The sequence below is a fragment of the Enterobacter cloacae complex sp. HYC042_NIDB genome (genome assembly GCF_056673315.1).
Window position 1 is genome coordinate 743,311 of record NZ_CP109650.1, and the last position, 12,551, is coordinate 755,861.

At 49.7% G+C, this 12,551-nt stretch carries 10 protein-coding genes and 1 pseudogene; 5 read left to right on the plus strand and 6 right to left on the minus strand.

Annotated features, from left to right (window positions below):
• Positions 1–25: 25 nt before the first annotated feature.
• From OKF39_RS03565 to OKF39_RS03580, 4 genes are read left to right on the plus strand one after another with little or no spacing between them, the layout of a single operon-like run.
• Complete coding sequence (locus OKF39_RS03565; protein WP_303569707.1) at positions 26–1,807, plus strand: N-6 DNA methylase; 1,782 nt, start codon at positions 26–28, stop codon at positions 1,805–1,807.
• Complete coding sequence (locus OKF39_RS03570; protein WP_303569708.1) at positions 1,807–3,750, plus strand: restriction endonuclease subunit S; 1,944 nt, start codon at positions 1,807–1,809, stop codon at positions 3,748–3,750. Before OKF39_RS03565 ends, OKF39_RS03570 begins: the two co-directional genes overlap by 1 nt.
• Position 3,751: 1 nt before the next feature.
• Positions 3,752–5,500: an AAA family ATPase gene (locus tag OKF39_RS03575; protein ID WP_479983482.1), complete on the plus strand. Its 1,749-nt coding sequence runs from the start codon at positions 3,752–3,754 to the stop codon at positions 5,498–5,500.
• Positions 5,497–6,354, plus strand: coding sequence for an HNH endonuclease family protein (locus OKF39_RS03580; protein WP_479983483.1), 858 nt, complete (start codon positions 5,497–5,499; stop codon positions 6,352–6,354). The genes OKF39_RS03575 and OKF39_RS03580 overlap by 4 nt, the downstream gene beginning before the upstream one ends.
• Before the next feature lie 704 nt (positions 6,355–7,058).
• Here OKF39_RS03580 and OKF39_RS03585 read toward each other — a convergent pair.
• The 5 genes and pseudogenes from OKF39_RS03585 to OKF39_RS03605 all read right to left on the minus strand — a co-directional run bounded on the left by OKF39_RS03585 (position 7,059) and on the right by OKF39_RS03605 (position 10,740).
• On the minus strand, positions 7,059–7,487 hold the full coding sequence (locus tag OKF39_RS03585; RefSeq protein WP_303569712.1) for a hypothetical protein: 429 nt from the start codon (positions 7,485–7,487) through the stop codon (positions 7,059–7,061).
• Positions 7,488–7,556: 69 nt separating this feature from the next.
• Entirely contained in the window at positions 7,557–8,174 is a 618-nt protein-coding gene (locus OKF39_RS03590; protein WP_479983484.1) for a hypothetical protein, read from the minus strand.
• A gap of 71 nt (positions 8,175–8,245) precedes the next feature.
• Positions 8,246–8,737, minus strand: a complete 492-nt coding sequence (locus tag OKF39_RS03595; protein WP_303569716.1) for an ImmA/IrrE family metallo-endopeptidase — start codon at positions 8,735–8,737, stop codon at positions 8,246–8,248.
• A gap of 205 nt (positions 8,738–8,942) precedes the next feature.
• A pseudogene (locus OKF39_RS03600) lies at positions 8,943–9,553 on the minus strand (integrase core domain-containing protein); the annotation flags it as partial.
• Between the two features lie 317 nt (positions 9,554–9,870).
• Complete coding sequence (locus tag OKF39_RS03605; RefSeq protein WP_333065391.1) at positions 9,871–10,740, minus strand: phosphorothioated DNA-binding restriction endonuclease; 870 nt, start codon at positions 10,738–10,740, stop codon at positions 9,871–9,873.
• A 299-nt stretch (positions 10,741–11,039) separates the two neighbouring features.
• Here OKF39_RS03605 and OKF39_RS03610 point away from each other — a divergent pair, with 299 nt between their 5' ends.
• A complete protein-coding gene (locus OKF39_RS03610) occupies positions 11,040–11,495 on the plus strand; it encodes a SymE family type I addiction module toxin (RefSeq protein WP_479983485.1) in 456 nt (151 codons plus the stop codon).
• Positions 11,496–11,538: 43 nt separating this feature from the next.
• Here the strand turns inward: OKF39_RS03610 and trpS are convergent, their stop codons facing one another.
• Complete coding sequence (trpS, locus tag OKF39_RS03615; protein ID WP_479983486.1) at positions 11,539–12,540, minus strand: tryptophan--tRNA ligase; 1,002 nt, start codon at positions 12,538–12,540, stop codon at positions 11,539–11,541.
• Between the last annotated feature and the right edge of the window lie 11 nt (positions 12,541–12,551).

Consider the following 12,551-nt stretch of genomic DNA (forward strand, 5'->3'; position numbering starts at 1 on the left):
AGGCCCTTGACAAGCGAATAGTAAGATGAATCTCAGCAGTACAATTAAATCCATTCAAGATATCATGCGCAAGGATGATGGCGTCGATGGCGACGCTCAGCGTCTTGGTCAGCTTACATGGATGCTGTTCCTCAAAGTTTTCGACCAACGAGAGGATGAATGGTCGGACGACAACCCAACGTATAAATCCCCTTTGCCAGAAGAGTACCGCTGGCGTAACTGGGCTGCTTATATAGTCGATGCTTATGGCAAAAAGAAACCACAGATTGCCGGTAGTGAACTTATTAGCTTCGTCAACAACGAGTTATTCCCGACTCTCAAAGAGATTGATGCCAACAAGAGCCTTCAGCACAAAGTAATCCGTAGTGTTTTTGAGGATGCTAATAACTATATGAAATCCGGCCCGCAAATGCTGGCCGTGATAGAGAAGCTGGAAGAGGCTATCAATTTTCACGATTTTACCATCCGTGCCAATATTGGTGATGTGTACGAGCAAATGCTCAATGATCTACGCGGTGCAGGTAATGCAGGAGAATTCTACACTCCGCGCGCCATCACGGCTTTTATGGTTGATAGGGTCGGCCCGCGTCTAGACAAGCGTGAGACAGTCATGGATCCAGCCTGTGGAACAGGCGGTTTCTTGACCGCCTCCATAGATTACTTCCGTAACCAACTCGCGACAATGAAATCACCGCGTCCTGAAGACAAGCGAGCAATTGAAGAGTTGATTCAAGGCATCGAAAAGAAACAGTTGCCGCACCTGCTCTGCACCACCAACATGCTGCTGCACGGTATTGATGTGCCCAGCCAGATCGAGCACAAAAACACATTAGGTATTGGCTGGAACGAATGGAGTGCCAACGATAAGGTTGACTGCATCATTACCAACCCGCCATTCGGAGGGTATGAGGATGATGGGGTAGGCAGTGACTATCCGGCTGACCTTCGAACCCGCGAAACCGCCGATATGTTTATGGCGCTCATCATTAAAAAACTACTTAAGGAAAAAGGTCGTGCTGCCGTGGTATTGCCCGATGGATTTTTATTTGGCGATGGCATCAAAGGCACGCTGAAAAAACTGCTGCTGCGCGACTGCAAACTGCACACCATCATCCGCTTACCCAAAGGTGTTTTTGCGCCGTATACCACCATCAAGACCAATCTGCTGTTTTTCACCAAGGGCAGCACGGTGGACGATGGCACCGAACACTTCCAGACTGACACCATCTGGTTTTATGAACACCCCTACCCTAAGGGCTACAAGAGCTACTCCAAAACCAAACCCATTCGGCTAGAAGAATTCGAACCCGAGCGAGGGTGGTGGGGCTCGGAGGAAAACGACTTTGCCGACCGCGTAGAAAATGAGTTCGCCTGGAAGGTGGATTTCAAAAGTAAGCGCGAACAGGCCGAAGCTGCTGCACAACCGTACTGGCAACTCGCCGAAGAGCTCAACAACAAAGCCAGCGAATTGGATAACCGCATTCGCGATATGCGCGATTCCATTAAAGGTGTCAGCGATAAAACCCAGCGCCAGGCTGTTGATGATGAAATTGAAATTTTGCGCTATGAAAGCGAGAGTCTACGCTTAAAAGCCCGTGATGCCCAAGCGGCGGGTGATCGCCACTATTGGCCGATTTTCAATCTTGACCTAAAAAACCCTAATGCCCCAGAAAAAGAAAGTTTTGATCCCGAAGAACTTTTGACCAAATACAAAAAGCTGCTGGGAGAGATTGAAGAAACTGAAAATGAGCTCAAAAGCGAGTTAGCCGCAGCCTTGGCTCACCACTTTTCTGGTGAGGATGCTTGATGGACGCGAAACAATTTTTGTCTGAATTTGGGCATGTGGCTCATGCGCCGGGAGGGATTGCACGGCTGCGAGAGTTGATTTATCAACTTGCGGTAACGGGTAGACTAACCACCCAAGATGAAAAAGATAGCGATGCGGACGAATTACTCAACAACGTCGCTCGTATCCGACAGCAACTTATTGCCGGAAAAAGATATAAGCGCTCACCAAAATTGGAGTCATCAAAACTTGTTCCACCAGCCATTGATCTTCCCCTCAATTGGCGCTGGAGCCGATTACTAGATCTTGGTGAAATCAATCCACGCAACCAAGCTGAAGAAACGGCCATGGCCACATTCGTTCCCATGGCTGGAGTTTCTGAAAAACATTCAAAAAAAATAACAGGTGAAATAAAACCTTGGTCAAAAATACACAAAGGTTATACCCATTTTGCCAACGGTGATGTTATTTTGGCAAAAATTACCCCCTGTTTTGAAAACGGTAAAGCAGCTGTTGTTTCCGGCCTCGAACATGACATAGGCGCTGGCTCCACAGAGTTCCATGTTTTTCGCCCAATTAGCCAGTTTATTCATCCTGGTTATGTGTACCTGTTCTTGCGCTCACCTTTGTTTCGGGCAAAGGGGGAAGCCAGTATGACTGGCACAGCAGGGCAAAAACGTCTACCTACAGATTACTTCGCGCTTTGTGCCATGCCATTACCCCCTACGGCTGAACAAACGCGCATAGTCGCCAAAGTCGATGAGCTGATGGCTTTGTGCGACAAGCTGGAGGCGCAACAGCAAGCCCGCCACAAACTCCAAAACGCGCTGCGCCAGACCACCCTGCAAGCAGTCGCCAGCGCCAGCAGCCCACACGAACTCCGAACCACTTGGACTCGCGTGGCCAACAACTTTGGGTGGCTGTTTCATACACCAGAGGATGTGAAAGAGCTGCGGAATCTAATTTTCCAGCTTGGAATCCAAGGCCTACTCGTTGACCAATGTGAAACTGATTCTGAAAAGGCGATTGAATTCATACGCTCTGTGCAGACAAAGAAGGATCGATTAGTAACCAGTGGTGTGATTAGGAGGGCAACTTCATTTCCTACCGTCGAAGAAAGAGAAGTGCCTTTTATACTGCCGCGTGGATGGGTGTTTTGCCGACTGGGTGAGGTTTCAATTTGTAGAGACGGGCAGCGCATCCCATTATCGAAATCGGAGCGAGAGCCTAGACGCGGAGAATTCCCCTATTACGGTGCGTCGGGAATCATTGACCATATCGATGACTTTATATTTGAAGAAGATCTTCTACTCGTTGGCGAAGATGGAGCGAATCTTATTAATCGAAGCACCCCAATCGCCTTTATTGCAACTGGTCGCTACTGGGTAAACAACCATGCACACGTGCTTGACACCGTCAATGGTATCGCCCTCAGATACCTCGAGCTGTATATCAATGCAATCGATCTTAAGCCCTATGTAACCGGGACAGCGCAGCCAAAGATGAATCAGGAGAAAATGAATCTGATAGTTGTTGCAGTGCCACCACCCGAGGAGCAAGCACGTATTGTCGAACGCATAGATAAGTTAATGAGCTTCTGTGACACACTGGAAAAGAAACTTTTTGATGCAGTGAAAACTGCCGAGCGGGTTGCAATATCTGCCGTCGCCAGCCTCACTGGGATCGCCATCGAACAAGAGGAAGAACCCATGAAAGCCCCGCAAATCGAGCTGATAGTTCCACTACGTTTGGGCACAACGCCTGACATTAAAGCCCAAGCGCCGCTGGCTACAATTCTGGCACGTCACCATGGTGAGATGAGTGCCAAGGATTTATGGCAGCGATTCGGCGGTGAGATTGACGCCTTCTACGCGCAATTGAAAACAGAAGTGGTGCATGGTTGGATTCTGGAACCGGTCCCCGCCGAAGTGCGTGAAAAACCAGCCGACAAGGTAAGTGCCTGATATGCAATTGCTGCACATCATCATCCCAACTTTTCGCAATCTACGCGATCTCGACATCACTTTCGCAACGCACTTGCAACCAAGTGCAAGCGCGACCGATGCACCACCTAAACCCATCCGTAGCCATGCCCTGATTGGCCAGAACGGCACTGGTAAGTCCAACCTAATTGAAGCATTGCTTACAATCTTCCGCGATGTCGATTTGGACCATGACGCGGCGTTCGATTACACGCTGGAATACAGCATTCGTGGTCATGTGGTACGCATTGGGGCTAATACCGCCAGGCAAAAACGCCCCTACGTGTGGGTTGACGGTAAAGCTGAATCTCAAGGCTACTTGTTGAAAAACCGTGAGCTGCTGCCTGCGCATATTTTTGCTTATTACTCGGGCCGTAACGAGCGTATCGAAGCCTTGTTTCAAGAGCACCAGCGCCGTTTCAACCAGCGCCAGGAAATCACTACAGATGAAGTGCTGTCTGAGCAACTGCTGAAGAACTTTACCGGGTCCGAATCAGATATTCGCGCCGTCGAAGAAGCCAAACGCCGTCATGAGTCACGACTGAAGCAAGCGGGAGATGACCGCTTGCGCCGTCTGTTTTATTGTCGCGGTGGCCATAGCCAACTGGTGCTGCTGGCCTGCCTGCTGTCTGACGACCCGGTGTTTCAGAAGATGCTTAAGAACTTACATATTGAGTCGCTGGAGTCCGCTCTGTTTGTGCTGAAAGAACCATACCGCCTGCGTGAAAAGCGCCGTAGCGGCAAATTCGACCAGCAAGAACTGAACGAGGGTGACCCGCGCTTTTGGTATGCGCGCGGCAATGTGGTGAGCGAATTCCTCGATAAACTGTGGCAAGTGGCTTGGGCTCCGATTGAGCAAGAGGCGATCAAACAGATCGACTTTCGTGGCCGTACCGAAAAACAGAAGCAGCTGTATCTGTTTGTGCCAAATCAGGAAAAACTTAAACAACTTGGTGAACTGATCGGCAGCGCCGATAGTTTCTTCCGCTACGCCGAGGGTGCCTATATTGGTGACCTGATCGAAGAAGTGCGTATTACGGTGAAGAAGCGCGATGAACATGGCGGCAAGGTAAGTTTTACACATTTATCAGAAGGCGAGCTGCAAATGCTCACCGTGTTAGGCCTGATGCGCATCACCCGAGAAGACCAGTGCCTGTTCCTGCTTGATGAACCCGACACCCACCTGAATCCTATCTGGAAGTTGCGCTATTTCGACGATATTGAAGGAGTAATGAGTTCCAATACTGCATCGCCAGTAAGGAGCGAGTCGCAGATAATTATAACCACTCATGACCCCATGATGGTGGGTAGTCTGAAGCGTGAGCAAGTTTATATAATGCGTCGTGATGGTAACCGTACATTGGTCGATACCCCGGATGAGCACCCGCAAGGGATGGGCGTAACAGGGCTACTCAAGAGCGACTTGTTTGGTTTATCGTCCACGCTGGATATCGAAACCGAGCGCCGCTTGTTCCGTCGCAATGAACTGTTCGTTCTGTCACCTCGCTCCCTCGAAGAGGATGAGGAACTGAGCCGTTTGTCAGCAGAGCTGGCTGACTTGGGCTTTTCGACCGCCGACTTCCGTGATCCCGACTACGCAATGTTTGTGCGCAAGATGGCGCAACATCGCCGTTTCCGCAAACCTGTGCTCACACCAGAGGAACAGGCCGAGCAGGATGTCATCGCCGATTCGATCATTGATGAGATTTTGCGAGAGGAAGGTGACCAATGATCTGGATTGACCTAGAGCACAAGCGACCTACCGATACAAACATCCCGAACTGGGTACCATGGACACAAGCACGATGGGATGCTTGGTTGGCGAAATCGGCCCAACTAGTAGGTGCCTTGGCTGCCTTAGACGCAGAAGACGAGCGAAACGAACGCAACGCACTGATAGATGCCAACAGTGCGCACTGGGGTGTACTGAAGGAATGGTTGTTGGCCTTGTCAGCGGGTAAATGCTGGTTTTCTGAGGTACGTGAGTTGTACTCACATTACGATGTGGAGCATTTTCGCCCCAAGAAAGAAGCTAAGGCGTTGGATGCAAGCCTGCGTGATGGCTACTGGTGGCTGGCATTTGACTACATGAATTTCCGTGTGTGCGGCAACGTCGGCAACCGTAAAAAAGGTGGGTGGTTTCCACTCAAGGACGGCTCACTTTGTTCTACCTACTCCGAGCCCTGTGAGGAATCCGAAACGCGTTATCTACTCGATCCGATTGATGATGATGATGTTGCACTTATTGCCTTCGACGAAGAAGGGAAGGTCATTCCTATGCCAGGTTCCTCTGCGTGGGAGCAGGAGCGAGTCAATGAGACGGTAAAGCGACTCAAACTCAATGAACATGCCCCCCTGGCAGAAGCTCGTCGCAAAGTCTGGCAGCAAGTTGACAGGCTAATCGATGATTATACAAAAGCCAAAGCTCGCTGCAGAACAGGCAATAATCCAGTAGCCAAAGCGAAGTTGACCGAGGTTCGAGCTAGAGTGCGCGAAATGACCAGCACAACAGCTGAATTATCAGCTGTAGCTCGTTGGTGTTTGCTGGTGCGCAACGATCCACAGCTTTCTAGATTGGTTGGGTGAGGTGAGGCGAATACATGATCAGCCTGAAGGCTCACTGAACTTGGTAAATTTCTACTTTATGCGACAGTAGGTGGCATTACTCCCACCTACTGTCGCAGTAATTTATCCAATCAACTTTCCAGCCAGCGCACTAATCTCTTCATTAGGGCTACGGTTACGTTTCAATCAGTCATTAATGCGTGGGGCTAATTCTTCCGCGCTACCAGCCTTGGATTTAATGGATATCTGACTTGCATGTTCGAGCATAAAGGGCCGGTGCAACAGCTTCGGATAAGTTAACTTTGCTGGCAAATGTCTCGCCACTCTCCACTTTCTCCGCCAGTATTCTGATGAGCTCAGTTCTGATAAGGACGGCTCAACTTTTTTGTGCTGTGCTCTTTCCTCCCTGACTTGATTGTACCTTCCTTTTTAAGCGCAGTCCTTCACTCTGTGCAATTTCAGCCCATCCCCTGAACTGACCATAACACTCATTAGCTTTGATTAGCGCGTTGTAATATGGATACGATTCTTCTGGCGTGATGCAGTACCTTACCGCCAAACGAACCGGAAAACAAATAATGAAAAAACTCTAACTTGGTGGCCAATTTTGTCGACCGCTACATGTGCACCTCTGAGTCATTTTAAATGACTCAGAGGTGTCTGTTATACCCGCAGCGATTCACAGTTTGGAGCAGTAAGGTAAACAAAAAGCCAGCTTTTTTATGTCATGACAACGCTTTAATCAGGGCTTCAAGGCGTGCCATATACGCATTCAGCAGCTTCCTGCTTTCCCAGGGAACAGTTACATCATTGTAAAGGTAGCGATCGTTAAGCGGTGCATACATTGTGGAAAATTTTGGCAGCTCGGCAGGGCCATCGACAGCATAATCAATGTAATCAATTATTGGTGTACTCATTGATTCGCCAATGATACCAAGCGGTTTATATCCCCGATTGAGAACCACATATCGACCAGGTGCGATCTCCTGAATGCAGTACGGTACCATAAAGCGGAAGAACGGTTTAACGCTTTCTGTAAAACGTGTTGGAATCTTGGTATTTCCGCGCCCCCAGCCCTCAACGTCCTCATCAAGCATCCAGCGCAGTCCGTTTAACACATGCTCAAGCTGTGCATGCAGAGTGTTAAGTTTCATTTGATTTCTATCTCCTTTAATAACTTCAATGTCAAAGACGAATCCAGCATCCCTTCACAAAAATGCTGGTTATTTAGAAAACTTATCTTTCAGGAACGAAATGAAGTTCACGATCAGCTGGCTTAGCGGCGTGGCTATCTCAACAGCTGTTGAGTCCACATCGTGCTTAGCTGGTTTATCCGTTGGGTGGTTAAAGGAGAACTTTAGCATCGTCAGAATGAGCGTTAAACCAACCCCCAGAACAAATGCCACGATCGAGATTAGAGAACCAGCTGACAACCAATCGGTGTTTAAATTAACTGCATTAGGAAGCTCTTTAAGCTGTGAGGTGCCTGCGCTTTCGGTGATGCATTTCAGTGGCACCAGGCATTGGTTAGAATCAGAATTGGTAAGAGCGCCAACAATGCTTTTCTTAGCAGAAAGGAGGCCATATCCAACATCTAAGGCGAAAGATAATCCCGCAGCAAGAAAGACAACTGCAAAGAGAAGAACAACGAAAAAAAGAACAACACGCATAGACCGGCGTTCGTGTGCATCTTCTTCTTCGCGCTGAATTAAAGAATTTTTGTATCGATCGGGAACCGCTGGCTTTTCCTTTTTGCCATCCTCAGCCGAAGGCTTGTCAGGAGTGGTATCTTTCTCTTCTTCTTCGTCGCCAGATAAATCTACAGGGGTTTCATCAGCCATAAAAAAAATCACCATCATTATTAATTGTATGATGGTGATTTATATCTCTATTTAGGAGAGTAGGGAAGCAGTTAGTAAGCTAATCCTATCTCTTTCAGGCGCCAATGCATTGCCGCTTCAGATACTTTGAAAATCCTAGCGAGTTCCAGTGTCGTTGATACACCTTCGCGGGTAATTAAAGTACGAATTGCTACCTCAGGCATCAGCAATGCTGCAGCGAACTTATTCGCTTCAATTTCTAGGTGGCTCTTCGCACCTGTTGAATAATCGGCAACGCTGTCACGATGCTTTTCACCTTCCTTTGTATGTCCAAGGACGTGATGAGCAAGTTCATGCGCAATTGTAAAGCGCTGGCGATTAGGATGATCAGAGGGGCTGTAGTAAATGCGTGGCACACCTTTTTTGATTACAGCAATGCCGCTCAACCCATCATTGTCATAATCCGATTCCGAGTCGGTAATCTCTTCAACACGAGCACCCCATGCCTCAGCGATTTTTTTCGGATCGATAGGTAGTTGGCGATCCCAATAACGATCAAGAACAGTGTTAACTGTATGGTTCATGGTTGCCTCCTACTTGATAAATTATTGATGGTCTGTCAATGGTTCAAACGCCCCGAAAAGCTATCGAATTTCAAACTAAGGCGCTATTAGTTACGCTAGTTTACCACATTCTGTGGTTTTTCAATACCTGATTTGATGTGTAATGTCACACATCGCATCTAGTATAGCGGCACTGACCTGCCCCCAAGATTAGATACAACGCTCCGTTAATAATGTCGGATCCTTCACTATCAGAATTACACTTTCTCCAGTCCGCCGCAAATTCAGACGGAGTCTAATAATTCATCGTGGAGTGTGGGCGGCACTTGTTATAATCCTGACGCCATTCACTAATGGTTTTCCTAGCATGACTGATGTCGCTGAACCAGTGTTCATTCAGGCATTCATCGCGAAAGCGTCCGTTAAAACTCTCAATAATTCAGAACTGTGTCGGCTGCAGGGCTGGATAAGCCGCAGCTCCAAGTCATGCTCATAAGCCCACTGGTCAAGTGCTCTACAGGTAAATTCCGGCCCCAGGTCCGTTCTTATCGTAGCCGGATAGCCGCAAAACAGTGCAATGCTGTCCTGGATACACGTGACATGCACGCCTGAACCCCCAAATGCAAAAGTGATCTTCAGACATTCCTTCGTGAAGTCATCCACGCAGATAAGGCATTTTATCCTGCGAACGGTGGCCTGTGCGTCCATGAAGAAATCCATCGACTAGGTCAGATTGGGCGCCACCGGGCGGAGCAGCGGCAGACGCTCTGTTGCCAGCCCTTTACGACGTCGTCTGCGTTTTACGCCCTGCCTACTCAGATGATAAAGGTGGTATCCCGGCTTCAACCTCGCGGAGAATACTGATGATCTATTGGTCTGAAAAACGTTTCGTCATGGGGAGTTCCTCATGTGGCATATAAAGACATTACTAACATTGCGGTATATTAGATGAGAATTGATACCTGCCTGCCTGAATCTTGCTTTGACAGCCATATCGGTGTTCTACTGGTATGGCTTTACACCCACTCGCAATGTCTATTTTTTGTACGGATTTTAACTTGTGGGTACAACTGCGGGTATAACTATTTATGCCTGTTTGTAAACTATATTGATATCAGTCTATTAGATGTGAAATTCGAGTCCGGCCTTCGCACTCATCCTCTAAATACCTCTCTCCGATGCCACTCCACAAACCCCTCCCCAGGATAATTCCCTTTCACCATCGGCAACGCAATCTGCTTCCCGGCAAAATCCCAGAACAGCCGCCCAACAATCCCGCCCCCATTCACCGCCTCGGACACCAGCACCCGCATACTCTCATCCAGCCCAATTGACCCCTTATCAAACGCCTTATGATGAATCGCACACAGCGCCAGCCCGTTCGGTATCTCACACGGCCCGCCAAACTGCTTCCATTTAATATGCGCGGCTTCAAGTCCAACGGTGGCATTATCATGCCGCATGTTGAATCCGCAGATTGCACATTCATAGTTATAAGCACGCAGCACCTGCTGGCGGAACAGCGGATCGCGAACCTTACGGATCTGTTGAATATCAAAACCCATCTCATCCGCGATCTCTTCCTGAATGCTTTCAGGAAAGTGCGCTTCAAGAATCTGCTGCGCCAGCGAGCCGATCAGATTTTTGTTCTTATTCAGCAGCGCAAAGTGTTCTTCATCAAACCCGCCTGCGACGTTATGTTCCACAAGTTCTTTAACAGGCGGTTGCTTACTGCCAGTGGTCGAACAGAACTCAGTATTCTTCAGATCCCAAAAACCGTCCCCTTTGAGCCGCCAGAAGGGCATATTTGGGTAATGCGCCTTCCTCTGTGGGCCAAAGCGTTCTAGCAGGCTAAGCAACTGTTCGTGGACCTCAGTACCGTAATCAAACAGTCGCGCATGCCCCTGCTGATAGTTCGCCAGCACGTACAGAAGCAATAAAGGCTTATGCGGCGCACGCTGTTCGCCTTTGCGCCAGATGGTGATGTCGGCAATTGCCTGTTCGAGAGTTTTGCTGGAAGCCATCGCGTTACGGTAGAAGGTAAATAATTGCGATGATGCTCGCAAAACCTAGACCAATCAACCCGCAAACAAGAAAAACATGACCTTATCGTACATAACATTATTTCCTGAATCCCCCTCGCAAATTCCAAATTTCCCCACACCAAACCGCTGTATTTATATTCAGCCCTGTATAATGAGCACAAGAAATTACGCCGAACGGCAAAGGAAGTATCAAAGAGAATTTAACGAAGAATTCGCGATATGAAGGTGCTGCAACACCCCCATACCGCTAACCACAACCAACTAATATGGAGTTGTATATGGCTGCGACGAATTTTAAGCCAGAGTTTACCGTTTGCAAAACAGAATCAGACGCTTTCACCGGCATGATTGAAAACCGCGAACTGGTACGCAAAAACAGCGCCCGCCGTCTGCACGGCAACCAGACCAACGCGGCACCCGTCCATCCACGCGCGGAAACACCGCAGGACAGTGCAGCCTGTTGCGAACTGTATGCTCGCATAGACATGAAATACCTTCTTCTGGGCGGAAACTGGTTAACCCGTGCAGGTTTTATCAACGGTATGCCGGTGAAAATCCGCGCCATGAAAGACTGCATTGTGATTACACCACAGCATACAAGAGAATTATGGGGATGCCTGGAAGGTATGAGCGTGGTGAATATAAATAAGCAGAAAGTCGCGCAGTGGTTAAAAACATTTCCGGGCGCGTTAAATGACACCGGTGATATTCCGGTGATTAAGCGCAAAGCCTGATAAATATCCCGGCCCTGCGCCGGGATTATTATTTATATCGCTCTCAAAACACCGGCACCCCCAACCCAACCTTCACCTCCCTCAACGTCTCCTGCGTCACCCCCTGCGCCCGTTCGGTCCCGCGCTTCAGCATCGCCATTAGCTCCCCCTTGTCCTGCATATACATCGCCCTCCGCTCCCGCATCGGTGCAATCAGTTCCTGCAAACACGCCTCCAGCTCGTTCTTACATACCCGGTCACCCAGCCCGCCCGCCTGATAGTGGGCCTTCATCGCCGCCACTTTCTCCTTGTCCGGATGAAACGCGTCGAGGTACGTAAACACCACGTTCCCCTCAATCTGTCCCGGGTCGCTCACCTTCAGGTGGTTCGGGTCGGTGTACATCGCGCTGACCGCACGGTGAATGGTCTCTTCGCTGGCCGAAAGGTGCAGCGTGTTGCCCAGCGATTTCGACATCTTGGCGCTGCCGTCGATGCCGGGCAGGCGGCTGGTGTCGCTCAGCATGGCCTTGCAGTGGCGTAGCACCGGGGCGGGCAGCAGGCTATTCATCTTGTGCACAATCTCGTTGGTCTGCTCAATCATCGGCAGCTGGTCGTCGCCGACGGGCACGCACTCGGCCTTAAACGCGGTGATGTCCGCCGCCTGGCTGATGGGGTAGGCCATAAACCCGACCGGCAGCGAGCGGGCAAAGCCCTTCTGCGCAATCTCGTTTTTCACCGTCGGGTTACGCTCCACGCGGGCGACGGTGACGATGTTCATATACAGCATCGTCAGCTCGGCGAGGGCGGGCAGGGCGGACTGGAGGCAGATCGTGGTCAGGTTCGGGTCGATGCCGGCGGCGAGGTAGTCGGCCAGCACTTCGGGGATGTTGTCGCGAATTTTTTGCGGGTTGCTGCCGTTGTCGGTCAGCCCCTGCAGGTCGGCAATCAGCACAAACTGGTTGTGTGTGTGCTGGAGCGCCACGCGCTGGCGCAGCGATCCGACGAAGTGGCCGAGGTGCAGCGGGCCGGTTGGGCGATCGCCGGTGAGGATGGTTTGCATGTTCATAAAGACTCCTT